This is a genomic window from Streptomyces sp. NPDC053431, assembly GCF_044544925.1.
In the GTDB taxonomy this organism is placed as follows: domain Bacteria; phylum Actinomycetota; class Actinomycetes; order Streptomycetales; family Streptomycetaceae; genus Streptomyces.
Window position 1 is genome coordinate 147142 of the sequence record NZ_JBITXX010000014.1, and the last position, 23190, is coordinate 170331.

General features: G+C 71.6%; 23 protein-coding genes and 1 tRNA gene. 9 read left to right on the forward strand and 15 right to left on the reverse strand.

Annotated elements, in window-relative coordinates; all coding sequences use genetic code 11:
• The first annotated feature begins 29 nt into the window (after positions 1–29).
• The gene (locus ACIGXE_RS28315; RefSeq protein WP_399751704.1) at positions 30–530 is read left to right on the forward strand and encodes a GNAT family N-acetyltransferase; all 501 of its coding nucleotides are present in this window, start codon (positions 30–32) and stop codon (positions 528–530) included.
• A gap of 152 nt (positions 531–682) precedes the next feature.
• A complete protein-coding gene (locus ACIGXE_RS28320; RefSeq protein WP_399751705.1) occupies positions 683–1651 on the forward strand; it encodes a trypsin-like serine peptidase in 969 nt (322 codons plus the stop codon).
• A 69-nt stretch (positions 1652–1720) separates the two neighbouring features.
• On the opposite strand, the gene ACIGXE_RS28325 is transcribed toward ACIGXE_RS28320, so the two are convergent.
• From ACIGXE_RS28325 to galU, 7 genes are all read right to left on the reverse strand, one after another.
• Positions 1721–1794, reverse strand: a tRNA-Ala gene (locus ACIGXE_RS28325).
• 96 nt (positions 1795–1890) lie between these two features.
• The gene (gene glpR, locus ACIGXE_RS28330) at positions 1891–2952 is read right to left on the reverse strand and encodes a gephyrin-like molybdotransferase receptor GlpR (RefSeq protein WP_399751706.1); all 1062 of its coding nucleotides are present in this window, start codon (positions 2950–2952) and stop codon (positions 1891–1893) included.
• A 146-nt stretch (positions 2953–3098) separates the two neighbouring features.
• Complete coding sequence (locus tag ACIGXE_RS28335; RefSeq protein ID WP_399751707.1) at positions 3099–3716, reverse strand: GNAT family N-acetyltransferase; 618 nt, start codon at positions 3714–3716, stop codon at positions 3099–3101.
• On the reverse strand, positions 3713–4309 hold the full coding sequence (locus tag ACIGXE_RS28340; protein ID WP_399751708.1) for a molybdenum cofactor biosynthesis protein B: 597 nt from the start codon (positions 4307–4309) through the stop codon (positions 3713–3715). Before ACIGXE_RS28340 ends, ACIGXE_RS28335 begins: the two co-directional genes overlap by 4 nt.
• Entirely contained in the window at positions 4306–4791 is a 486-nt protein-coding gene (gene moaC, locus ACIGXE_RS28345; protein WP_399751709.1) for a cyclic pyranopterin monophosphate synthase MoaC, read from the reverse strand. The genes ACIGXE_RS28340 and moaC overlap by 4 nt, the downstream gene beginning before the upstream one ends.
• A 57-nt stretch (positions 4792–4848) precedes the next feature.
• Positions 4849–6126, reverse strand: coding sequence for a gephyrin-like molybdotransferase Glp (gene glp / locus ACIGXE_RS28350; RefSeq protein WP_399751761.1), 1278 nt, complete (start codon positions 6124–6126; stop codon positions 4849–4851).
• Positions 6127–6214: 88 nt separating this feature from the next.
• Positions 6215–7114 carry a UTP--glucose-1-phosphate uridylyltransferase GalU gene (gene galU, locus ACIGXE_RS28355; protein ID WP_399751710.1) on the reverse strand — a complete coding sequence of 300 codons (900 nt, stop codon included), beginning with the start codon at positions 7112–7114 and terminating at the stop codon, positions 6215–6217.
• A 103-nt stretch (positions 7115–7217) separates the two neighbouring features.
• On the opposite strand from galU, the gene ACIGXE_RS28360 reads away from it, so the two are divergent.
• Positions 7218–7823, forward strand: coding sequence for a 5-formyltetrahydrofolate cyclo-ligase (locus ACIGXE_RS28360; protein WP_399751711.1), 606 nt, complete (start codon positions 7218–7220; stop codon positions 7821–7823).
• A gap of 7 nt (positions 7824–7830) precedes the next feature.
• Here the strand turns inward: ACIGXE_RS28360 and ACIGXE_RS28365 are convergent, their stop codons facing one another.
• Positions 7831–10554: a penicillin acylase family protein gene (locus ACIGXE_RS28365; RefSeq protein ID WP_399751712.1), complete on the reverse strand. Its 2724-nt coding sequence runs from the start codon at positions 10552–10554 to the stop codon at positions 7831–7833.
• A 224-nt stretch (positions 10555–10778) separates the two neighbouring features.
• On the opposite strand from ACIGXE_RS28365, the gene ACIGXE_RS28370 reads away from it, so the two are divergent.
• The 6 genes from ACIGXE_RS28370 (at position 10779) to mscL (ending at position 16583) form a co-directional block, all read left to right on the forward strand.
• Entirely contained in the window at positions 10779–12335 is a 1557-nt protein-coding gene (locus ACIGXE_RS28370; RefSeq protein ID WP_399751762.1) for a potassium/proton antiporter, read from the forward strand.
• 246 nt (positions 12336–12581) lie between these two features.
• A complete protein-coding gene (locus tag ACIGXE_RS28375; RefSeq protein ID WP_399751713.1) occupies positions 12582–13862 on the forward strand; it encodes an MFS transporter in 1281 nt (426 codons plus the stop codon).
• A gap of 68 nt (positions 13863–13930) precedes the next feature.
• On the forward strand, positions 13931–14245 hold the full coding sequence (locus ACIGXE_RS28380) for an FmdB family zinc ribbon protein (protein WP_399751714.1): 315 nt from the start codon (positions 13931–13933) through the stop codon (positions 14243–14245).
• A 90-nt stretch (positions 14246–14335) separates the two neighbouring features.
• Positions 14336–15196, forward strand: a complete 861-nt coding sequence (locus ACIGXE_RS28385) for an S-methyl-5'-thioadenosine phosphorylase (RefSeq protein WP_399751715.1) — start codon at positions 14336–14338, stop codon at positions 15194–15196.
• Between the two features lie 220 nt (positions 15197–15416).
• Positions 15417–15953: a hypothetical protein gene (locus ACIGXE_RS28390; RefSeq protein ID WP_399751716.1), complete on the forward strand. Its 537-nt coding sequence runs from the start codon at positions 15417–15419 to the stop codon at positions 15951–15953.
• Positions 15954–16067: 114 nt separating this feature from the next.
• A complete protein-coding gene (gene mscL, locus ACIGXE_RS28395; RefSeq protein ID WP_399751717.1) occupies positions 16068–16583 on the forward strand; it encodes a large conductance mechanosensitive channel protein MscL in 516 nt (171 codons plus the stop codon).
• A 19-nt stretch (positions 16584–16602) separates the two neighbouring features.
• Here the strand turns inward: mscL and ACIGXE_RS28400 are convergent, their stop codons facing one another.
• From ACIGXE_RS28400 to pflA, 7 genes are all read right to left on the reverse strand, one after another.
• Positions 16603–16818 carry a hypothetical protein gene (locus ACIGXE_RS28400; RefSeq protein WP_399751718.1) on the reverse strand — a complete coding sequence of 72 codons (216 nt, stop codon included), beginning with the start codon at positions 16816–16818 and terminating at the stop codon, positions 16603–16605.
• A 57-nt stretch (positions 16819–16875) separates the two neighbouring features.
• Entirely contained in the window at positions 16876–17295 is a 420-nt protein-coding gene (locus ACIGXE_RS28405) for a DUF6755 family protein (RefSeq protein WP_399751719.1), read from the reverse strand.
• Positions 17292–17999: a Rieske (2Fe-2S) protein gene (locus ACIGXE_RS28410; RefSeq protein WP_399751720.1), complete on the reverse strand. Its 708-nt coding sequence runs from the start codon at positions 17997–17999 to the stop codon at positions 17292–17294. Before ACIGXE_RS28410 ends, ACIGXE_RS28405 begins: the two co-directional genes overlap by 4 nt.
• Complete coding sequence (locus tag ACIGXE_RS28415; RefSeq protein WP_399751721.1) at positions 17996–18595, reverse strand: 4Fe-4S dicluster domain-containing protein; 600 nt, start codon at positions 18593–18595, stop codon at positions 17996–17998. The genes ACIGXE_RS28410 and ACIGXE_RS28415 overlap by 4 nt, the downstream gene beginning before the upstream one ends.
• A gap of 8 nt (positions 18596–18603) precedes the next feature.
• The gene (locus ACIGXE_RS28420) at positions 18604–20913 is read right to left on the reverse strand and encodes a molybdopterin oxidoreductase family protein (RefSeq protein ID WP_399751722.1); all 2310 of its coding nucleotides are present in this window, start codon (positions 20911–20913) and stop codon (positions 18604–18606) included.
• Positions 20910–22064 carry an MFS transporter gene (locus tag ACIGXE_RS28425; protein WP_399751723.1) on the reverse strand — a complete coding sequence of 385 codons (1155 nt, stop codon included), beginning with the start codon at positions 22062–22064 and terminating at the stop codon, positions 20910–20912. The genes ACIGXE_RS28420 and ACIGXE_RS28425 overlap by 4 nt, the downstream gene beginning before the upstream one ends.
• Positions 22065–22370: 306 nt before the next feature.
• Positions 22371–23171: a pyruvate formate-lyase-activating protein gene (gene pflA, locus ACIGXE_RS28430; protein WP_399751724.1), complete on the reverse strand. Its 801-nt coding sequence runs from the start codon at positions 23169–23171 to the stop codon at positions 22371–22373.
• Positions 23172–23190: the final 19 nt, after the last annotated feature.

Sequence of the window (23190 nt, forward strand, 5' to 3'; positions counted from 1 at the left end):
AGACCCCGCATACCTGTACGATACCCCGCATGGATATACGTTCCACCTCCTTCGACCACCCCGACGCGGTCAAGCTCAACGACGCCGTGCAGCTGGAGTACGCCGAGCGCTACGCGGACGACGACGGCGACGGTGAGGGAGATCTCACTCCGCTCGCCCCGTCGATGTTCGCCCCGCCGCAGGGCCTCTACCTCATCGCGTACGACCCCCAGGGCCGCCCGGTCGCGACCGGCGGCTGGCGTACCCAGGAGGCCAACGACGAGGGCTACTCCGACGGCGACGCCGAGCTGAAGCGCATGTACGTGGTCCCCGAGGCGCGCGGCCTGGGCCTCGCCCGCCGCATCCTCGCCGCACTGGAGGCGGACGCGCGCGCCGCGGGGCGGACGCGCATGGTCCTGGAGACGGGCACGGCCCAGCCGGAGGCCATCGCCCTCTACACCTCCAGTGGCTACGAGCCCTGCGCGAAGTTCGGCTACTACCGGGACTACCCGAACAGCCGCTGCTTCGCGAAGGCGCTGCAGACCAACTGAACGCCCCTCGGCCGCGGCACGCCCCGCACCCTCACGTCTCGAGAATGGCCATGACGCGCCCCTGACAAATCACAGGGGTTCTGTCACGCTGCCCACGCACGTCGATCCGCACCGCTCTCATCCCCCACCTGCCTCGGCAGAAGGAGACATGCGTGAGACGCCATCGCTTCGCCACAGCCGTCCTGCTGTCCCTCGGCGCCCTCGTCGCCGGCGGACTCGCGTCGACCGGAGCGGCCCAGGCCGCCGGTGACACGGGCCATTCGTTCACGGCGGCGCAACAGGACCGGACGGCCGCCTTCTGGACCGCGGACCGGATGCGTTCGGCCACCCCGCTGGACCTCACCGCGAGCCCCGGCGCGCTGCGCCAGGTCCCGCGCACGGCCGCCCCGACGACGATCGCCCCGACGACGGCCACCGCGACCGCCGTCTCCCCCACCGCCTTCCCGCAGGCGGGCGGCGCGTGGACGGGCGGCGGCGCGGTCGTGAAGACCTCCGGCCGGGTCTTCTTCACCTTCCAGGGCCGCACGGCCTCCTGCTCCGGCAACGCCGTCACCAGCCAGAACGCCTCCACGGTCATCACGGCCGGCCACTGCGTGAAGTACCAGGGCGCCTGGCACACCAACTGGATCTTCGTCCCGGCCTACGACAACGGCAACGCGCCCTACGGACAGTGGACGGCCACCAAGACCCTCACCACCCCGCAGTGGGAGGCGAGCGAGGACATCAACTACGACGTCGGCGCCGCCGTCGTGGCCCCGCTGAACGGCCAGACCCTCACCTCGGTCACCGGCGCCCAGGGCATCCAGTTCAACGGCGGCTACAACAAGCCGATGTACGCCTTCGGCTTCCCGGCCGCCTCCCCGTACGACGGCACGAAGCTGATCTACTGCGCGGGCAACACGTCGAAGGACTTCCTGTTCTCCCAGGACCACTCGCTCGCCTGCAACATGACCGGCGGCTCCAGCGGCGGCCCCTGGTTCGCCTCCTTCAACGAGACCACCGGCACCGGCCTCCAGGCCTCGGTGAACAGCTTCGGCTACAACTTCCTGCCGAACCGCATGTTCGGCCCGTACTTCGGCACGGACGCCCAGAACCTCTACAACAAGGCCCAGACGTCCTGACGTTCGCACCCCGGGAACAAGCGAAGGACCCCGCCCGATCTTGCGATCGGACGGGGTCCTTCGTGTCTGTGGACCTGTGGGGATTTGAACCCCAGACCCCCTCGATGCGAACGAGGTGCGCTACCAGACTGCGCCACAGGCCCTTGCGACGTGTGAAACATTAGCATCCCTACGGGCGATGGTGGAAATCCGCTCCCCCGCAGGTCAGCCGGGGGCCGTCGCGGGCCCCCGGCGAGGGGTCATTCGTTGGCCGCGCGGGGGCGGTCGTCGTCCGCGTACTGGTCGAAGAGCGGGGTGCGCCCGTGATCGCGGCGGGGTCGGGGCTGGGGCGCGCGCTGGCGCGGGGCCGGGGCCGGGGCGGGGGTCGGGTCGGCCGCCGTGGAGGAGCGGGCCGAGCTCCACGTCTCCGGGTCCGTGATGTCGACGCCACCCGAGGCACGCGGGGCGACCGGGGCGGTGACGTACGTGGGGAGCGGCACCGGGACCGGGTCCCAGCTGTCGCCACGGGCGGGGCCGCGGTCGCGCTGCTGGTCCACCCATTCCGCGTGGTCCGTCTGCTCCACCAGGGCACGGCGGTCCGCCTCCTGCGGGGAGACGGCCGGGGCGGGCGCCGGCACCTGCGCGGGCTCCGGCTCCGGGGTGGGCGCCGGGCGGCGGCTCTCGCGCAGCCGGGCCGCGGCGGCCTCGGCGTTGCGCCGGTCCATCACGTAGACGAAGCGCCGGCGCTCCTGGACGCGCAGATAGACGATGTACGCACTCAGGAGCAGGGCCGGGACGGCCGGTGCCCACAGGAAGGCGAGACCGCCGACGGCCGCGACGACCGCGCCGAGGGTGAAGGCCAGGAAGAGGATCACGGTGGTGCGCCGGCGCCGGGCCAGGACCTTGCCCCTGCGGGCCCGCTCGGCCGCCGCGCTGGGCGCGCGCCGGACGGGGGGCTGGGTCGGGGCGGGGGCCGGCACGGGGGCCGGGGCCTTGGGTGCCGGTTCCGGCATCTCCAGGCGGGCTTCCGTCCTGGCCGCGGGCGCGCTGAAGGCCCGGACGTCGACCGAGCTCAGTTGCTCCGTCTCCGCGTCCGGGTCCACGTCGGGCGCCGCGTCGTCCGCCGCACGGTCCCGGTCCCTCAGCTCCTTGGCATAACGGCGCTCCATGCCCGCCCGTCCGGACAGCAGCCGGATGGCGGTGCTGAAGCGTTCCGTCGGACGGGCCTCGTTCAGCTCGTCCTGCCTGCGGAGCCACATCGGCACCAAGTAGGCGGCCCAGGCCCCGACGATGACTGCGTAGATGAGGCCGCTGCTGCTCACGTCTCCCACGGTAGAGGGGTTCGGGTGAGGGCATCGGCCAATTGGCCCGGTGTGTCGCACGATCTGGCTGATATCACTGAACTTTTTTGTGATTGTTCAGATCGATTGACGGTCAACTACCGATTAAATTCGAACACTTATGGGAATTACTGGGGTTGGCGACGTGCCTGGTGCCAGCGGCGCAGCAGCCCCTCCGGCACCTCCTCCGCCGTCAGCGCGAAGACCAGATGGTCCCGCCAGGCGCCGTCGATGTGGAGGTAACGAGGCCTCAGCCCCTCCTCCCGGAATCCCAATTTCTCCACGACCCGCCGCGAGGGACCGTTCTCCGGGCGAATGCAGACTTCCATCCGGTGCAGCCCGACGGTGCGGAAACAGTGGTCGACGGCGAGTGCGACCGCCGTCGGCATGACCCCGCGGCCGGCCACCTCGCTGTCCACCCAATAGCCCACATGGCCCGAGCACATCGAGCCCCAGGTGATCCCCGCCACCGTCAACTGCCCGACCAGACGCCCTTGGTACTCGATCACGAACGGCAGCATCCGGCCCGCGTTCGCCTCCGCCCGCAGATGGCGCACCATCTGCCGGTACGTGGGGCGCTGCGCCACCGGGCCGGCCGGCCCGGGCGGCGGGACGGTCGCCTCCCACGGGCGCAGCCAGTCGCGGTTGCGCCGGTTCACCTCGCGCCAGGCCCGCTGGTCGCGCATCTTTATCGGGCGGAGCAGCACGTCTCCGTCCACCAGGACCACGGGCCAGGACGGGATCATGACTCCGGGCCCGCTTCCGACGCCGGTCTCGGGTGGTCGCCGCCGCGGATCTGGTCCACGGCATGGACCAGCAGCGGCTCCAGGACCGCGAGCCCGTCCCGTACCCCGCCCGTCGAACCGGGCAGGTTCACGATCAGCGTGCCGCGGGCCACTCCGGCCAGACCGCGCGAGAGGGCCGCGGTGGGCACCTTCGCCCGGCCGTGGGCGCGGATCGCCTCGGGAATGCCCGGGATCTCCCGGTCCAGGACCCGGCGGGTGACCTCCGGGGTCTCGTCGGTCGGCGAGATGCCCGTACCGCCGGTGGTGAGGACGACGTCGTAACCGGCCTCCACGGCGGCGCGCAGGGCCGCCTCGACCGGCGCGCCGTCCGGCACGACCTGCGGGCCGTCCACGCCGAAGCCGAGCGCCCGCAGCGCCTCGGCGATCAGCGGGCCGCCCTTGTCCTCGTAGACGCCGGCCGCGGCCCGGTTGGAGGCCGTGACGACCAGGGCGGTGTACGGGGCGGCCTCGCGGACCGGCGGCTCGGCGGCGGCCGGGTCGGCCGTCCGCGCCTCGTGCTCGTGCGCCCCCGCGACCTTGCCCGCGCGCGTCATGACTCACTCCGCGTCCAGTGGCCGGACTTGCCGCCGGTCTTCTCCTCCACCCGTACGTCGGAGATGACCGCGCCCTTGTCGACCGCCTTCACCATGTCGACGACCGTCAGCGCCGCCACCGACACCGCCGTCAGGGCCTCCATCTCGACGCCCGTACGGTCCGTGGTCTTCACCGTCGCCAGGATCTCCACCGCTTCGTCCGTGACCGCCAGGTCGAGCGTGACGCCGGAGACGGCCAGCGGGTGACAGAGCGGGATCAGGTCCGGGGTCTTCTTGGCGCCCATGATCCCGGCGATCCGGGCGGTGGCCAGCGCGTCGCCCTTCGGCACGCCCTCGCCGCGCAGCAGCTCGATCACGCGCGGCGAGACGAGGACACGGCCGCTGGCACGGGCGGTGCGGGCCGTGACCTCCTTCTCGGAGACGTCGACCATGCGGGCCGCCCCCGCCTCGTCGATGTGGGTGAGGCCTTGCTGCGTGCTCATGGCGGTGACACTCCCGGTCGCTGTGTGGGACGACACGGTACCCCCACCATGCCCCCCTCAGCCGAGGAGGACCACTTCGACCTCCGTGCCGGGTTCCACCCCGGTGGCCTCCTCCGGTACGACGAGCAGCGCGTCCGCGTGGGCGAGCGCCGCGATCAGGTGGGAGCCGGCGCCGCCCACAGGAGTGACGGAGCCCGACTCGGCGTCGTAGGTGCCGCGCAGGAACTGCCGGCGGCCGGCCGGCGAGGACAGGGCGCGGTCCGACTTCAGCACGGCGCGGACCCGCGGCCGGTGGGCGTCGGGACGGTCGCCGAGGCCCATGAGGGCGCGGATCGCGGGACGGACGAACAGCTCGAAGGAGACGTAGGAGGAGACCGGGTTGCCCGGCAGGGCGAGCAGCGGGGTGTGCTCGGGGCCGATCATGCCGAAGCCCTGCGGCTTGCCCGGCTGCATCGCCAGCTTGCGGAAGTCGACCTCGCCGTCCGCCGTCAGCGCCTCCTTCACCACGTCGTACGCCCCCACGCTGACCCCGCCCGTGGTGACGATCAGATCGGCCCGGATCAGCTGGTCCTCGATGGCGGCGCGCAGCGACTCGGCGTCGTCGGCGACCGCGCCGACCCGGTAGGCGAGGGCGCCGGCCTCGCGCGCGGCGGCGGCGAGCGCGAAGCTGTTGGAGTCGTAGATCCGCCCCTCGGCCAACGGCTCACCGGGCTGCGTCAGTTCGCTGCCGGTGGAGATCACGACCACGCGCGGGCGGGGGCGCACCCGCACGGTGCCGCGGCCGATCGCCGCGAGCAGTCCGATCTGCGGCGCCCCGAGGACGGTGCCCGCCGCGAGGGCCAGCTCGCCCGCGCGGACGTCGCTGCCGCGCGCCCGGACGTGGGCGCGGGCCTCGGCGGGGCGATGGACCCGGACCTCGCCGGCGGCGCCCTCCGGGGCGGCGCTCGCCGGGCGCATCGTGCCGGCCGCGCCCTCGCCCGTACCGCCGTCGGTCCATTCGACGGGCACGACGGCCTCGGCGCCGGGCGGCAGCGGGGCACCGGTCATGATCCGGGCGGCCTGGCCCGGCCCGACCTCGGGCAGCCCGCCGGCGCCCGCGGCGACGTCGCCGATGACGGTCAGGACGGCCGGGAACTCCTCGCTCGCCCCCGCCACGTCGGCGACCCGCACCGCGTACCCGTCCATGGAGCTGTTGTCGAAGGGCGGCAGCGCGACCGGCACCGTGACGTCCTCGACGAGGACACAGCCCTGGGCGTCGGGCAGCTGCAGCTCGATGGGCTCGAGCGGGGCGACCGCCGCCAGGATGTCGTCGAGGTGCTCGTCGACGGACCACAGGCCACGGGCCGGGCCCGCGCAGGGGTCGCCGGGCCCCTCGCCGGAGGGGCCGTGGTCCGCCGGTGCCGTACCGCTGCTGCTCAAGGTGCTACATCTCCTCGCTGACGTAACTGCGGAGCCAGGTCCGGAAGTCAGGCCCCAGGTCTTCACGTTCGCACGCCAGTCTGACAATGGCACGCAGGTAGTCGCCGCGGTCGCCGGTGTCAAAGCGGCGGCCCTTGAAGACGACGCCGTGGACAGGGCCGCCGGCCCTCTCGTCCTGGACGAGCTTTTGCAGGGCGTCGGTCAGCTGGATCTCGCCGCCGCGGCCCGGCGGGGTCTCCCGCAGTATGGCGAAGACGGCCGGGTCCAGGACGTAGCGGCCGATGATCGCCAGGTTGCTCGGGGCCTCCGAGGGCTCCGGCTTCTCCACCAGGCCCGTCACCTTCACCACGTCCGAGTCGCCGGTCGGGCCGACCGCCGCGCAGCCGTAGAGGTGGATCTGGGAGGGATCGACCTCCATGAGCGCGACGACGCTGCCGCCGAACCGCTCGCGCACCTCGACCATGCGGGCGAGCAGCGGATCGCGCGGGTCGATCAGGTCGTCGCCGAGGAGCACCGCGAACGGCTGCTCGCCCACGTGCGGGGCGGCGCACAGCACGGCGTGGCCGAGCCCGCGGGGGGCGCCCTGGCGGACGTAGTGCATGGTGGCCAGGTCGTTCGACTCCCGCACCTTGGCGAGGCGTTCGTCGTCGCCCTTCCGGGTCAGCGCCTCTTCCAGCTCGTAGTTCCGGTCGAAGTGGTCCTCGAGCGGGCGCTTGTTGCGGCCGGTGATCATCAGGACGTCCGAGAGCCCGGCCGCGACGGCCTCCTCCACGACGTACTGGATCGCCGGTTTGTCCACGACCGGCAGCATCTCCTTCGGCGTCGCCTTGGTGGCCGGCAGGAACCGGGTGCCGAGGCCCGCGGCCGGGATGACAGCCTTTGTGATGGACGGCGTCTGAGTCATGCGGAGCACCCTAGCCGTTCGGTATGGGAGGAAGATGAGGTTCGTCTGAGCTTTCTCAACCCTCGTACCGCTACCGCCCGATACAAGAGGAATACGAGACGCCTTGAGCACCGAACCGCGTGAGGACGTCACCGAGAAGGCCCTCCTGCGCCGGGCCCTGCTCACCGCCCGCGCCGCGCTGACCCCGGAGGACACCGCGCGCGCCGCGGATCTGCTGGCCGAGCACGCCCTGGAGCTGTCCGAGCTGGCGGAGGCGGGCACCGTCGCCGCGTACGTCTCGGTGGGGCGCGAACCCGGCACCCGCGCGCTTCTCGACGCGCTGCGCGAGCGGGGCGTACGGGTCCTGCTGCCGGTCCTGCTGCCCGACAACGACCTGGACTGGGCCGCGTACGAGGGCGCCGAGCGGCTCGCGAAGGCGGGCCGGGGGCTGCTCGAACCGGTCGGCGAGCGCCTCGGCGCCGAGGCGGTGTGCGCGGCGACGGCGGTGCTGCTCCCGGGCCTCGCGGTGGACGCGCGCGGCATGCGGCTCGGGCGCGGCGGCGGCTCGTACGACCGGGTCCTGGCCCGGCTCGTACGGGCCGGGGCGGATCCGGCGCTGGTGGTGCTCCTCTACGCGAACGAGGTGGTCGCGCGGGTCCCGGAGGAACCGCACGACCACCCCGTGCACGCGGTGGTGACCCCGGAGGGGGTCCGGCGCTTCGAGCGCTGAGGAGCTCCTACGGCTCCAGCTTGAGCGTGTCCTTCGTGCCGGCCTCGACCGCGGCCTGCCCGAACGACCAGTCGAGCAGCTCGCCCTTCGCCCACTTGTCGGTCTGGTCGGTGTAGTGGCTGCTGAAGGCGTGGCCGGAGGCGCCGGTGAGGTTGATCCAGCGGGACTTGTCCCAGTCGCCGACGTTGACGACCATCCGCATCGACGGCACCCAGATCACCTCGTAGCCACCGGCGGCGTTCCAGCCGGTCGCGTCGACCGCGGCCTCGCCGCCGCCCAGGTTCCACGGGCCGCGGTTGAGCAGCGACTGCACGAGGCCGGGGCCGGCGGTGCCGAGGGTCTGGTTCTCCAGGGTCAGCTGGTGCAGCCGGCCCCAGCTCCAGGTGGTGACGTCCTTGCCGAGCTTGGCGGTCAGCTCCCAGCGCGCGTCCTTCATGGCCTGCGCGAGCAGCTGGTCACGGGTCTCGGTGGGGGCGTCGAGCCGGTCGCCCGGCGTCTTCCACCACTCGCTCTTCTCCTGCTGGAGCAGCGGCCGGACCACCTCGTACCAGCGGTCGCCGCCGTCCGGCTGCGCGGTGTCGGGGTCACGCTCGCCGCACTCGCGGACCGGCTTGTTCTGCTCGTCGACCGGGGCGGTGATGTCGGTCTTGCGGACCGTGAGGCACTCGCCCTCGACCCGCAGCTCCTTGGGCAGCTTGTCGCCGAAGGCGAGCTTGAGGACGTTGCGCCAGACGGCGTTGAAGTACGCGGCGGCGGCCGAGTCCGGCTCCTGGGTGTAGTCCCAGCCCTCCAGCAGCTTCTGCGCCTCGCGGACCTGCGGGTCGGCGATGTCGATCTTCAGCAGCAGCGGGTTGAGCAGGGTGGCGATCTCGCTGCGGTTGTCCATCTGCATGGTCCGCATGTCGTCCGGCGAGATCTTGCCGCCGTCCTTGGTCTTGGACTCGATCAGGTCGTTGATCCGCTGGCTGCGCGAGCCGTAACCCCAGTCCCGGGTGAGGAGGTAGGGGTACTTCTTCTCGTCGACGACGGCCTGGTTGGCGGTGACGATGTAGCCGCGGTCCGGGTTGTACTCGTAGGGCAGCTCGTCGAAGGGGATGTAGCCCTTCCAGCCGTACGAGGAGTCCCAGCCGGGCACCGGCAGCGTGCCGTCGTAGCTCTTGCCCTTGCTGCGGACCGGAATCTTGCCCGGGGCCTGGTAGCCGATGTTGCCCTGGGTGTCGGCGTAGATCATGTTCTGGGACGGGACCTCGAAGTCCTTGGCCGCGGCCCGGAAGCTCTTGAAGTCCTTGGCCCGGTTGAGCTCGAAGACGGCGTCCATCGACTTGCCGGGCTGCAGGGCGGTCCAGCGCAGGGCGACGCCGTAGCCGGTGCCGCGGTCGGGGGCGGCGTTGCCGACAGGAGCGGTCTTGCCGACCTTCTCCAGCTCGCTGGAGCGGTCGGAGAGCAGCGGACCGTGCTCGGTGGAGCGGATGGTGATGGGGCGGTCGCCGCCGCCGGCGACCTTGATGGTCTCCTCGCGGACCGTGAACGGCTTGGTCCTGCCGTCGACGACGTAGCCGTCGGTGCCGATCTTCTCCAGGTAGAGGTCGGTGACGTCGGCGCCGAGGTTGGTGAAGCCCCAGGCGACGGAGTCGTTGTGGCCGATGATCACGCCCGGGGTGCCGGAGAAGGTGTAGCCGGCGACGTCGTAGCGGCAGGTCGCCGAGACGGAGCGGCAGTGCAGGCCCATCTGGTACCAGAGGGACGGCAGCATCGGCGCGAGGTGCGGGTCGTTGGCGAGCAGCGGCTTGCCGGAGGTCGTGTAGTCGCCCGAGACGACCCAGGAGTTCGAGCCGATGCCGTTGCCGTTGGGGCCGAGCAGGGCCGGGATCTCGTCGAGGGTGTCGGAGAGCGCGGCGAGCTGGGACTGGATGCCCTGGGAGCCGCTGTCGCCGCCGGTGCCGCCGGTGCCCTTCGCCGCGGCCGCGGGGTCGAACCTGCCGGTGACCTTGTCCACGGCGCCCTTGCCGACGATCGGCTGGTGCAGCTCGTACGGGTACCCCGGGTAGAGGTCCTTGATCTGCTGCGGCTTGAGCCGGCTGGTCATCAGCGAACGGTCGATCTCGTCCTGCATGTTGCCGCGCAGGTCCCAGGCCATGGCCTTGAGCCAGGCCACCGAGTCGACCGGGGTCCACGGCTCGATGGTGTAGTCCTCGGTGAAGGCGAGGGCCGCGTACTCGACGGAGACGTCGGAGGGGTCCCGGTCCTTGAGATAGGCGTTGACGCCCGCGGCGTACGCCTGGAGATTCTTCTTCGTCTCCGCCGACAGGACCTTGTCGTACTCCTGCTGCGCGACCTGCCGCCAGCCCAGCGTGCGCAGGAAGGCGTCGGTGTCGACCTGGCTCTTGCCGAACATCTCGGACAGGCGGCCGGCCGTCACGTGACGGCGGACGTCCATCTCGTAGAACCGGTCCTGCGCCTGGACGTAGCCCTGGGCGCGGAAGAGGTCGGCCTCGCTGTCGGCGTAGATCTGCGGAACGCCGTACGCGTCACGCTTGACCTCGACCGGGCTGGAGAGCCCGTCGATCCGGATCGTGCCCGTGGTCTGCGGGAACGAGCCCCGGACGGTGCTGACGCCCCAGTACGCGCCGTACCCGATGCCCGCGACCAGAGCGAGCACCAGGACGAGAACGATCAGGCGGGCGCGCCGCCCCTTCTTCTTGGCGGGGGGCGCGGTCGTGTTGGAGGGCATCGCTGTCCTTCGAGGGGCAGGGTGGTCCTGGAGTACGGGAGCAACCTTAGGCGCAGCGTCCGGAGGCCCCGGACGCGGAGTCAGGAAGAGCACCGTTCCTATACGTACTGACGTACGACGAGACACCAAGGAGGCGTCAAGAAAGCGTTAAAGATTAGGTAAGGTAACGAAGTGTCGGCAGCGGAGGAACCGATCCGCCTGCACGCGAGGGGAAGGAACGGCCACTGACTGTCCACCAGCTCAACGAACTCCTGCTCATCTGCTCGCTCGTGCTGCTCGTCGCCGTCGCGGCGGTGCGCATCTCGTCCCGTAGCGGGCTCCCCAGCCTGCTGCTCTACCTCGGGATCGGGGTCGCCATCGGGCAGGACGGGATCGGCAACGTCGCCTTCGACAACGCCGAACTGACCCAGGTGATCGGTTATGCCGCACTTGTGGTGATCCTGGCCGAAGGCGGGCTGGGCACCAAGTGGAAGGAGATCAAACCCGCGTTGCCCGCGGCGGTCGTGCTGTCGACCCTCGGCGTCGCGGTGAGCGTGGGCATCACGGCCTCGGCCGCGCACTACCTCGTCGGACTGGAATGGCAGCAGGCCCTCATCATCGGCGCCGTCGTCTCCTCCACCGACGCCGCCGCCGTCTTCTCCGTCCTGCGCAAGGTGCCGCTGCCCTCCCGGGTCACCGGCATCCTGGAGGCCGAGTCCGGATTCAACGACGCCCCCGTCGTCATCCTCGTCGTCGCCTTCTCCACCGTCGGAGAGTCCGAGGCCTGGTACCTCCTCGTCGGTGAGATCGCCCTGGAGCTCGCCATCGGCGCCGCCGTCGGCCTGGCCGTCGGATTCATCGGCTCCTACGGACTGCGTCATGTCGCCCTGCCGGCCTCCGGCCTCTACCCGATCGCCGTCATGGCCATCGCCGTAGTCGCCTACGCCGCCGGCGCCATGGCCCACGGCTCCGGCTTCCTCGCCGTCTACCTGGCGTCGATGGTGCTCGGCAATGCCAAGCTGCCGCACGCCCCCGCCAACCGCGGCTTCGCCGAGGGGCTCGGCTGGATCGCCCAGATCGGCATGTTCGTCCTGCTCGGCCTGCTCGTCACGCCGCACGAGCTGGTCCGCGACTTCTGGCCGGCGATCGTCATCGGCCTGGTACTCACCGTGGTCGCGCGCCCCACGGAGGTCCTCGTCAGCCTCCTTCCCTTCCGCATCCCGTGGCGGGAGCAGGCCCTGCTGTCCTGGGCCGGCCTGCGCGGAGCCGTCCCGATCATCCTCGCCACGATCCCCATGGTGTCGGGGATCGAGGGCAGCGAGCGGATCTTCAACATCGTCTTCGTGCTGGTCGTCGTCTACACCCTGGTCCAGGGACCGACCCTGCCCTGGCTGGCCCGGGCCCTGGAGCTCGGGGACCAGAACGAGGCCGCCGACCTCGGTGTCGAGTCCGCCCCGCTGGAGCGGCTGCGCGGCCACCTGCTGTCCGTGGCGATTCCGGAGGGCTCCAAGATGCACGGCGTCGAGGTCGCCGAGCTCCGGCTGCCCGCCGGCGCCGCCGTCACCCTGGTGGTCCGGGAGGACAAGAGCTTCGTCCCCGGCCCCGCGACCGTGCTCCGACGCGGCGACGAACTGCTCGTCGTCGCCACCGACCCGGTGCGGGACGCCGCCGAGCGCCGGCTCCGGGCCGTCGGGCAGGGCGGCAAGCTGGCCGGCTGGCTGGGCACGGGCGCCACCGCGGCCGGCGCCCCCGAACCCCACCGCGGCCCCCTTCGGAACCCCTTCCGGCGAACGTCCGGTTAATCCCAGGCATTATTTCGGGTCCCAGGGCGTTTTCCCAGGCAGGAAGACGCCCTTCCCTGTACCATGAAGGAACACTTGATCGAACCAACTCTGCCTGACGCAGAGCTGGCGCGACCGTATGGCGGCCGAGGCACCCTCCGCAGTGGGGCCCGGTATCTACCGCAGTTCCGCGCAAGAGGACAGCTCTCGGCGAAACCCGCACCACCGTGCTCGGGCGCGCTACCAGGCGGCAGAAAGGCATGGACCGTGGCGTCCACGGTCGTCACCGAGAAGCGGCCCGGATACGGACAGCTGCTCCGAACCCCCGGTGCACTCTCCTTCCTTCTCCCGGGCTTCGCGGCCCGCCAGCCGTTCGCGATGCTCACCATCGGCATCGTCCTGCTCGTCCAGCACACCACCGGCTCCTACGGCAGCGCCGGTGCCGTCGCCGCCGCGACCGGCGTCTCCATGGCGCTCTTCGCGCCGCAGAGCGGCAAGCTCGCCGACCGCTTCGGCCAGCGGGCCGTCCTCGTCCCCGGCGTCCTCATCCACGCCGTCTCCGTCTCCCTTCTCGTCGCGCTGGCCCTGGCCGGCGCCCCGCTGTGGGCCCTGTTCCTCGCGGCCATCCCCTCCGGCGCCTCCGTGCCCCAGGTCGGGCCGATGGTCCGGGCCCGCTGGGCCGCCAAGCTGGACGGCACGCCCCTGATGCCGACCGCCGCCGCCTTCGAGTCGGTCACGGACGAGTTCACCTTCGTCGTCGGCCCGGTCCTCGCCACCGCCCTGTGCACCGGCGTCCACCCGGCCGCCGGCCTGATCGCCGAGGCCGCGCTCACCCTGTTCGGCGGCCTGTTCTTCGCCGCCCAGCGCCGCACCCAGCCCGCCCACGGCCTGGCCGCCGCGGCCGCCCAGGCGGACGGCGAACCGCACCGCTCGGCGCTGTCCGTGCCCGGCGTCCGCGTCCTCGCCATCGCCTTCCTCGGCATCGGCTCCGTCTTCGGCGGCATGCAGGTCTCCCTCACCGCCTTCACCGAGGAGATCGGCAACCCCGGCGCCAACGGCCTGCTGTACGGCATCTTCGCCGCCGGCAACATGCTCGCCGGCATCGCCATGGGCGCCGTCGCCTGGAAGACCGGCCCGCGCCGCCGCCTGATCCTCGGCTACGCCGGTCTGACCGTCGCCGCCTCCCTTCTGTGGTCCGCCCACTCCGTCCTGCTGCTCGGCGCCCTCGGTCTCGTCGTGGGCCTGTGCATCGCCCCGGCCCTGATCACCGGCTACACGATCGTCGAGACGCTGGTCCCGGCGTCCTCCCGCACCGAGGCCTTCACCTGGCTGACCGGCGCCGTGGCGCTGGGCCAGGCCGCGGCCGTCACCGTCGCCGGCCGGCTGGCCGACGCCCACGGCGCCAGCACCGGATTCCTGGTGCCGATGGCGGGCACGATGCTCGCGCTCGTCACCCTGGTCGCCCTCCGTTCGCGGCTCCGCCCCCGGGCGGCGAGCCGGGTCGCGGCACGTGGTATCGGTCACCGAGTTCCCGTGCCGGTGGACTGAACCCGCGGAATGCGTCACTATGGATCGTCGTTAGCACTCGATGAGTGTGAGTGCCAGGAGGAAGACAAGTGCCGACCTACCAGTACCAGTGCACCGAGTGCGGCGAGGGCCTCGAGGCGGTGCAGAAGTTCACGGATGACGCTCTGACCGAGTGCCCGAACTGCAAGGGACGCCTGAAGAAGGTGTTCTCCGCGGTCGGCATCGTGTTCAAGGGCTCCGGCTTCTACCGGAACGACAGCCGCGGTGCGTCGTCCAGCAGCTCGCCTGCCTCGTCGAAGCCCTCCTCGTCTTCGACGTCCTCTTCGTCGTCGTCCTCCTCTTCGGCGTCTTCCACGTCGTCGAGCACGACCTCGACCTCGTCGAGCTCCACCTCGGCCGCCTGATCCCGGCCCGCCCCACCTATCTGACGAATGCCCTGCCGATCCTTTCGGTGGGGCATTCGGCGTTCGACGGGGGCGGTTAGGGTGACGGCCATGGCGACCCAGACGACTGACGTGTTCGCGGACATCGGTGTGATCGGCGGCTCCGGGTTCTACTCCTTCCTGGACGAGGTGACCGAGGTGTCGGTCGACACCCCGTACGGCAGCCCCAGCGACTCCCTCTTCCTCGGCGAAATCGCCGGCCGGCGGGTCGCCTTCCTTCCCCGGCACGGCCGCGGCCACCACGTGCCGCCGCACGGGATCAACTACCGCGCCAACCTCTGGGCCCTGCGCTCGGTGGGCGTGCGCCAGGTCCTCGGGCCGTGCGCGGTCGGCGGGCTGCGCGAGGAGTACGGCCCCGGCACCCTCGTCGTGCCCGACCAGCTGGTCGACCGGACGAAGTCCCGCGCGCAGACGTTCTTCGACGGTGAACCGCTGCCGGAGGCCTGGGGCGGGGCCGTGCCGAACGTGGTCCACGTGACCTTCGCCGACCCCTACTGCCCGGACGGGCGCCGGGTGGCCCTGAAGGCCGCCCGCGGGCAGGGCTGGGAGCCGGTCGACGGCGGCACGATGGTCGTCATCGAGGGCCCCCGCTTCTCGACGCGCGCCGAGTCGCGCTGGCATGCGGCCGCGGGCTGGTCGGTAGTCGGCATGACCGGCCATCCCGAGGCCGTTCTCGCCCGGGAACTGGGACTCTGCTACACCTCCCTCGCACTGGTGACGGATCTGGACGCGGGCGCGGAGACAGGGGACGGCGTCTCGCACGCCGAGGTCCTGCGGGTGTTCGGAGAGAACGTCGGCCGGCTGCGCGACGTGCTCTTCGACGCGGTGAGCGCGCTCCCCGCGACGATCGACCGGGACTGCCTGTGCACTCAGGTCCACGACGGGTGGGACCTGGGGATCGAACTGCCCTGAGCTCGCGACGGGGTGAGGGCGGACCGCGCCGCGAGGGCCGAACTGCCTCAAGCGTCCTCGCCCCGCCCCGCCGGCCGCAATCGCTCGCGCGGGTGAGCAAGTTGTCCACAACCATCGGTTCGTCCACAGGCCCGAGCACGATCGCGGCCGGTGCGGCACGGTGAGTGCGGTTCGCCGGACGGTCCGGCGAACGGTCCGACTCACGACAGGTGGTTGCGCGATGCACACGGACTCCTGCCTCCCCCACACCCGCACCTCGGTGCCCCCGCCGTGCGGCGTGCCGCACTTCGACCCGCTGCGTGTGCGCGGCGGAAAACTACGTCTGCGCCGGGCCTTGCGCCGCAAGCGCCGGGCGCCCGCCACGGTCCTCGCGCTGACGGCCGCCGCGCTCGCGGCGACCGGCGCGGCCGGAGCCGACGACCCCGTCCCGCAGCCACCGCCGCCGGCGGCCCGGGAGCACCGCGCGCCGGCCGCGGCACCCCTCGTGTCCGCGCCGGTGCGCATCGCCGACGCGGCGACGGTCCGGCTGCTGCGGCCCGGTGACCGGGTGGACGTGATCGCCGCGCCCGACTCCGCCGTCGGCCCGGGCGGCGAGGCCCGGGTGGTCGCCTCGGGCGCCCGAGTGGCCGAAGTGCCGCGCACGGGTGAGACTCGTCCGGACGGTGGAGCCCTGGTCGTCCTCTCCGTGCCACGGTCGACGGCGACGGCGCTCGCCGGTGCGGGCATCACGTCCCAACTGGCGGTGACGCTGTGCTGATTCGCACTGGCGGTCTGTCAAGTAACCGTCCCGTGTGTATGGATTGGACGCCTGTGCGCCGTTCGCGGCGTAATGGCTCCGAACACAGCAGCACGCGCGACGAAAGGCACCTTGGTGGCCGAGAAGAAGGAAAGCTTGCTGGGAGGCTTCAAGGCCTTCCTGATGCGTGGCAACGTGATCGATCTGGCGGTGGCGGTCGTCATCGGTGCCGCGTTCACCAACATCGTGAACTCGGTGGTCAAGGGCATCATCAACCCGGTCGTGGGCGCCTTCGGCACGAAGGACCTGGAAGGCTACTCGTCCTGTCTGAAGGCCCCCTGCCGGGTGGTCGACGGCGAGATGCAGGGCATCCAGATCCAGTGGGGTCTGGTGCTCAGCGCCGTCCTCAGCTTCCTGATCACGGCGGCCGTCGTCTACTTCCTCATGGTCCTGCCGATGGCGAAGATCCTCGCGAAGCGCGCCGCGCACGAGAAGGCGAAGGAAGGCGTCCAGGAGACCCTGGAGGTCAGCGAGCTGGAAGTGCTCAAGGAGATCCGCGACCACCTGGTCGCGCAGCGCGCTCCTTCGGTGAACAACACCGGCGTGACCTCAAAGGCCGCCGGCGGCACCGGGGCGCACTCCACCTCCTGACCGGCGGCTCGCGTCGGTGTCAGAGGTGGTGCGGCGGCTTCTCGTCAAGGAAGCGCGCGAGGTCGGCGGCGCTGTCGCCGCCGGCGGGAGGCCGCTCGCCCCACGCACGGTCCGTATCGTCCGCGGACTGCTGGTCCAGTGGATCGTCGAAGATCAGTACCGGCCTGGGTTCAGAGTTGAGGACGGTGTCGGACTGCTTCGCTGTTCGCGGGCCGTGGGCGGGGGCGGTGCTCATGTATTCAGGTTACGCCGGGAGCTCCGCCCCGCACCCCGCTGATCCCGTAAAGGCCGCTCAGCGGTCCTTCGGGTCGAGCATCCACAGCCCGAGGACGACGAGGAACGACAGGACCAGGAAACCCGCTCCCCACCACGCGGTCCCGTTGTCGCCGGCCATCCACTCGTCGACGACGACCGTCAGTCCCCACAGCTGGCCGATGACCACGGTGAGCGCGAGGGCCAGGCGGGCGGAGAGCTTGGAGGAGCGTTCGGGCTCCTGCTCGGTCCCGGCGCCAGGGCCGGGACCGGTGTGGCGGACACGCGGGTCGCCGTAGCCACTGGTGGGGCGGATCTGGGGATAGCGCTCGTGGACCGGGCGGTTGAGCCGGGGCTGGGCGCTGCCGGGGGTGTAGGCGGGCCGGGGCGGCAGGCCCCGAGGGGGTCCGGCCTGGCGGTCGGGGACGGCCGGGTCCTGGGGGAAAGGGGTGTCGGTCATGTCCTGCGGCTCCTCTCCACCGAGCCGCGGGCGGCGGCGCCCGGGCAGCCGAGGCGGTCCGCGAGACCGGGGCGATCCTCGCTGAGCTGGCGGCAGAGGCCCTCCTGGACGCTCTCCCCGGAGCGGGTGGTGCCCACGGCCCAGACGCTGCCGTCGGTGTCCTCGACCAGGACCACCTTCGGCAGGGCGCGCGGCGGCGGGCCCGCGGTGACCTCGCCGGTGCGGGCGTCGAAGACTCCTTCGTGGCAGGGGCAGTACAGCTCGCCCTCGCTCCCCCGGTCCTTGCGCCAGAGCACGGCGCAGGCGAGGTGGGTGCAGACGGCGGAGTAGCCGGCGAGGGTGCCGTCCTCCAGGCGGACGGCGACCGCGCGGTCCTCCTCGTGGGGGTAGCGGAAGGCGACGGAGTCGCCCGGGAGGATCTGGTCCGCGATCCTCTTGGGCTTGAGGGGCCCGTCACTGTCGCCGTGCCGGTGCAGGATCCCGGAGGCCACGCCGATGCCGCCGACGGCCAGGCCGCCGGAGACGGTGGCGACGATCCGCAGGTAGTCGCGGCGGGTGGTGAGGGAGTCGGCGGAGATCCGGTCGCGGAGCGCCGCCTGGGCGGCGTCGGGGGCGCCGGCGGGATCAGGGGCGGCCGGATCGGTGGGGGCCGTGGGGTCGGTGGCGCCGGAGCCGGGGCCCGGGGGCTGTGCGGTGACGCTCATCGGACATCCACTCCGTTGACTTCGACGATGGGCAGGCCGCCGGGGACGGGCCACCGGACCTTGTCGGCGGGCACGACCATCGCCACGCCGGTGGAGACGGTGGTCGACCCGAAGGTGAAGGAGTCGGCGACCTGGACGCCGGGACGTTCGGCTCGGAGTTCGTCGAGGGTCCCGTAGAAGAGGGCGCCGGTGGGGCAGACGGTGGCGCACATGGGGGCGAGACCGTAGGCGGTGCGGTCGTAGCAGAGGTTGCACTTCATCTGCAGCTTCGCCTGGAGGTCGATCTTCGGGACGCCGAAGGGGCAGGCGTTGACGCAGTTGGCGCAGCCGATGCAGCGGGTGGTGTCGGCCTGCTGCACCACGCCGTCGGCGGTCACGAGGATCGCGTCCGCGGGGCAGACCTCGGCACAGGGGGCGACGGGGTCCTCGCAGTGCATGCAGACGGTGGGAAGGGAGGCGACGGAGCGCCCCTCGTCGGGGTAGTCGAGGTGGATCATCGACTTGCCCCGGTGCGAGTCGCATTCGCGGCAGGCGGAGACGCAGGCCTGGCAGCCGATGCAGCGGCCCGGGTCGATGAAGATCGTGCGGCCCATCATGTGCGGCGTCAGCTCCTCTCCGAGGTGCCACGGCCCTGCGGGGACGTGGGGGGCAGGGGGTCGTCGCGGGAGATCTGGGTCGCCGGGTAGGCGACCTGGCCGGGGGCGGTGGGCGGCGCCGGCACCTCGTCGACCCGTTCGGCGGCCTCGATGCGGGCGGCGCAGACCTTGTACTCGGGGATCTTGGAGCGGGGGTCGAGGGCGTCGATGGTCAGCGCGTTGGCGGCGGTGGGCACCGGCCAGTGGTACGGGACGAAGACGGTGTCGGGGCGGATCGCCTCGGTGACCAGGGCGGGGAAGACCTCGCTGCCGCGGCGGGTGACGACCCGGACCGGGTCGCCGTTGCGGAAGCCGTGGGATGGATGGACCTCGACCCAGGGGCGCGGGGTCTGTTCGACGAGGGCGCCCAGGCGGCGGGTCTGGTTGCCGGAGAGGAAGTGGGCGACGGTGCGGCCGGTGGTCAACGAGAGGGGGTATTCCTCGCTGTACGGGTCCATGGGCGGGTGCCATTCGACGACCTGCATGTGGATCTTTCCGTCGGCGTGATAGGTCCGGCCGTCCTCGAAGAGGCGGGGGGTGCCGGGGTGATCGGTGGAGGGGCAGGGCCAGGCGATGCCGCCGGTCTTCTCCAGCCGGTCGTAGGTGATGCCGTAGTAGTCGTTGACCGTGCCGGCCGAGGCGATGCGGAGCTCCTCGAAGACGGAGCGGGAGTCGGGGAAGTCGAACTTGTCGCCGGCGCCGAGCCGTCGGGCGAGCTCGCAGATGACCCAGGTGTCCGTGCGGACGCCGGCGGGCGGTTCCTGGGCCTTGTTGTGCTTGACGACCCGGGCCTCGGCGTTGGCCATGACGCCTTCGTCCTCGGCCCAGACGGTGACGGGGAAGACGACGTGCGCGTTGGCGGCGGTCTCGGAAAGGAAGAAGTCGAATTGGGCGTGGAACTCGGTGGTGTCGTACCCCTGCTTCACGGTGGCGTAGTTGGGGAGCGAGACGAAGGGGTTGTTGCAGATGCCGATCAGGCCGCGGATCTCGCCGCGCTGCATCTGCCAGACCATCTCCATCATGGAGGTGCCGGCAGGTGGGAGCTCGGACTCCTCGATGCCCCAGATCTCGCAGATCTGACGGCGGTGTTCGGGGTTGGAGATGGAGCGTCCGCCGGGCAGCAGGTCGGACTTCTGGCCGTGTTCGCGGCCGCCCTGGCCGTTGCCCTGGCCGGTGATGGTGCCGTAGCCGGCGCCGGGGCGGCCGATGTTCCCGGTGGCGACGCACAGGTTGATGATCGCCAGACAGTTCTCGACGCCCTGCGAGTGGTGTTCGACGCCACGGGCGTGCCAGGCCATGGCCTTGTCGGCGCCGGCGAACGTACGGGCGACCTGGACGATCTGTTCCTCGGGCACGCCGCAGATCGCGGCGGAGCGGGCGGGCGGGTAGTCGGCGACGGTCTTCCTCACCTCCTCCCAGCCGGTGGCATGGGCGGCGAGGTAGTCGTCGTCGACGAGGCCCTCGGCGACGACGACGTGGAGGACGGCGTTGAAGAAGGCGGAGTCGGTGCCGGGTTTGAGCGCCACGTGGATGTCGGCGGTGCGGGCGATGGCCGTCTCGCGCGGGTCGACGACGATGAGGGTGGCGCCGCGGTCCCGGGCTCCCCAGAGGTACTGGGTCATCACGGGGAAGCACTCGCCGACGTTGGAGCCGGCGATGAGGAGGCAGTCGGTGAGGAGGATGTCGGAGAAGGGGTTGCCGGCCCGGTCGATGCCGAAGGCCAGCTTGTTGGCCCCGGCGGCGGACACCATGCACAGGCGGCCGTTGTAGTCGACGTGCTTGGTCTTCAGGGCGACCCGGGCGAACTTGCCGACGAGGTAGGTCTTCTCGGAGAAGAGGCTGGCACCGCCCAGCAGACCGAAGGCGTCGTTGCCGTACTCGGTCTGGATCCGACGGATCTCGGAGACGGTGAAGTCGAGCGCCTCCTCCCAGCTCGCCTCGCGGAAGGGTTCGTCGCGGTTGCGCCGGAGCAGCGGGCTGGTGAGCCGGTCGGGGTGGTTGACCTGCTGGTAGGCGTTGATGCCCTTGGGGCAGAGCCGCATCCTGTTGATGTCGTGGTTGCGGGGTTCGACGCCGAAGACCTTGCCGCCGCGGTCGACGCGCAGATACATGCCGCACTGCACGCCGCAGAAGCAGCAGTGGGTGGGCACGAGGGTCTCGCCGTTCTGGTCGGCGTGCCAGCGGTCGGCGGGGATGCCTCCGGCGTCGCGGAAGTTGCGGGTGCCGGGCGGGGCGACGGAGGGGTCAAGGGGCAGTGGAGCAGGCAGCGGCGAGGTCACTTGAAGCCCTTCTTGACGTGGCTGAGGTAGGCGGTGCCCCGCAGGACGCGCTTGCAGCGCGGGCAGTACTCGGCCCAGGCTTCGAAGTCGAGCTTCAGGTCGCGCATGGTGCCCTGGAGGTTCTCGACATAGGGGGCGGTGTCGATGGGTTCTCCGCAGCGGCGGCAGGCGAACAGGGCGGTGTCGGTGGCGTCGCCGACCGGCTGCCCGTCGCGGCGGCGGGCGGTGTACTTGAACAGCTGCATGCCGACGGCGGCGGGCCGCTGGACGATGTGGAAGAACTTCCCGAACGGGATGTAGATGAGGGTGAAGACCACGGACACCATGTGCAGGATCGCCAGGAACTCGTAGCCGCCGCCGTGCAGGAAGATCGAGGAGAAGGTGAGCAGCAGGCCGGTGACGGAGATGACGACGAGGGCGATCAGCGGGACGAGGTCGTAGGCGAAGCGCTGGCCGGTGACCGCGCCGCGGTCCTTCATCCGGCGCCACAGGAAGTAGGAGGCGCCGGGGATGACGAGGACGGCGGCGACGTCCAGGCCGTGGAACATGAGCCAGCCGACGACGTTCAGCGAGCCGAAGCCGAGGATCTTGAAGCCCCAGATCCGCATCTCGTAGCCGGGGCCCGAGCCGGTCGACGAGGTGAAGGTGAACCAGCCCCAGGTCAGCGGGAAGGTGATCAGGGCGGCGAGGACACAGCCCCAGAAGATCAGCTGGTGGGCGACCCAGCGGGCGTGCGAGCGGGCGCCGAGGAACTTCTGGAAGCCGAGGTAGGTGGCGATCATCCGGGGCAGGGCGGTGGGCGCCCTGCGGAAGTTCTCGACGGAGAAGAAGGCGCGCCAGCCCTGCTTGAACAGGCGCCGGGCACCGGGGGCGGAGACCCACACGGTGTAGCGGTAGGCGACGCCGAAGGCAAGGAAGACGGTCGCCACCGCGTACGGGAGGAGGGCCGAGTCGAAGTCGCGCAGCAGCCGGCTGCCGAGCACGATCGCGAGGATCAGGAGTACGGAGACGGCGACCCCGGCGAGGACGGCACGGCGGCGTACCTGCGGGGGCCGCTCGGCGAGAGCGGGCGAAGGCTCGGCGGGGACCTGTCGGTGCTCGGCGGGGGCCTGTTGGGGCGCCTCGGCGGGGGCCTCTGGTGGCTCGATCACGCGGCCACCTTAGGTTGATTTTTACCCTATTCGCCCGTTTTGCAGCACGGACGGGTGAGTCGGGTGAGGGCGAGTCGAGGACCCTTCCGGCCGGTCCGGCCCCCGGTGACCGAACCGGCTCACAGGCTCGGACGGCCCAGAAAGCTCGGACGGCCCGGGAGGCTCACACCACTGCCGCGGCCGGACGGGCCCTGCGGCTCGGACGGGCCCTGCGGCCCGGACGGCCCCTGCGGCTCGGACGGGCCCTGCGGCCCGGACGGCCCCTGCGGCTCAGACGGGCCCTGCGGCTCAGGCGGGCCCTGCGGCTCAGACGGCGTGGAGGCCGTGGGCCCGGAAGACCTCGCGGGCCGCCGCGACCTGCTCCGGCGTGGGGGACGGCGTGTCGCGCAGGGTGAACGGCTTGGCCAGTGCTCGCCACTTCGCTTCACCGAGCTTGTGGAAGGGGAGGATGTCCACGCGGGAGACATTGCCGAGACCCCCGGCGAAGGCGGCGACTTCCTCGATGTCGGCGGGGTCGTCGGTCAGTCCCGGGACGAGCACGAAGCGGACGTGGACCTCCTGGCCGAGGTCGGCGAGCCGGCGGGCGAAGTCCAGGGTCGGCCGGAGCGGCCGGCCGGTCACCTTTCGGTAGGTGTCCGGGTCCCAGCACTTGATGTCGAGCAGGACCAGGTCGGTGTCGCGCAGCAGGGCGTCGGTGGCGCGGGCGCCGAGGAAGCCCGAGGTGTCGAGGGCGGTGTGCAGACCGAGCTCGTGCTTCATCCGGTGCAGCAGCTCGCCGGTGAAGACGGGCTGGAGCAGGGGCTCGCCGCCCGAGACGGTGGCCCCGCCGCCCGAGGCGGCGACGAAGCGGGTGTACTTGCCCGCTTCCGCGATCACGTCGTCGGCGGAGGTGCGCTTGCCGTCGCGCATCCGCCAGGTGTCGGGGTTGTGGCAGTACAGGCAGCTCAGGGGGCAGCCGGAGAGGAAGGTGACGAAGCGAGTGCCGGGGCCGTCGACGCCGGTGGACAGGTCCCAGGAGTGCACCGAGCCCTCGGAGGGGCGGTGGGTCACGGCGGCGGCCGGGGTGACGGGACGGGTCGGAACGTCCGAGCCGAGGAGTACGGCCATGGCAGGCCTCCTGTCCGGA

Coding starts and splice junctions, on each gene's coding strand:
- ACIGXE_RS28315 (WP_399751704.1), top strand. CDS start 30: ATGGATATACGTTCCACCTCCTTCGACCACCCCGACGCGGTCAAGCTC.
- ACIGXE_RS28335 (WP_399751707.1), bottom strand. CDS start 3,716: ATGATCCCGTCCTGGCCCGTGGTCCTGGTGGACGGAGACGTGCTGCTC.
- ACIGXE_RS28340 (WP_399751708.1), bottom strand. CDS start 4,309: ATGACGCGCGCGGGCAAGGTCGCGGGGGCGCACGAGCACGAGGCGCGG.
- moaC (WP_399751709.1), bottom strand. CDS start 4,791: ATGAGCACGCAGCAAGGCCTCACCCACATCGACGAGGCGGGGGCGGCC.
- galU (WP_399751710.1), bottom strand. CDS start 7,114: ATGACTCAGACGCCGTCCATCACAAAGGCTGTCATCCCGGCCGCGGGC.
- ACIGXE_RS28365 (WP_399751712.1), bottom strand. CDS start 10,554: ATGCCCTCCAACACGACCGCGCCCCCCGCCAAGAAGAAGGGGCGGCGC.
- ACIGXE_RS28385 (WP_399751715.1), top strand. CDS start 14,336: ATGGCGACCCAGACGACTGACGTGTTCGCGGACATCGGTGTGATCGGC.
- ACIGXE_RS28390 (WP_399751716.1), top strand. CDS start 15,417: ATGCACACGGACTCCTGCCTCCCCCACACCCGCACCTCGGTGCCCCCG.
- ACIGXE_RS28400 (WP_399751718.1), bottom strand. CDS start 16,818: ATGAGCACCGCCCCCGCCCACGGCCCGCGAACAGCGAAGCAGTCCGAC.
- ACIGXE_RS28405 (WP_399751719.1), bottom strand. CDS start 17,295: ATGACCGACACCCCTTTCCCCCAGGACCCGGCCGTCCCCGACCGCCAG.
- ACIGXE_RS28410 (WP_399751720.1), bottom strand. CDS start 17,999: ATGAGCGTCACCGCACAGCCCCCGGGCCCCGGCTCCGGCGCCACCGAC.
- ACIGXE_RS28415 (WP_399751721.1), bottom strand. CDS start 18,595: ATGATGGGCCGCACGATCTTCATCGACCCGGGCCGCTGCATCGGCTGC.
- pflA (WP_399751724.1), bottom strand. CDS start 23,171: ATGGCCGTACTCCTCGGCTCGGACGTTCCGACCCGTCCCGTCACCCCG.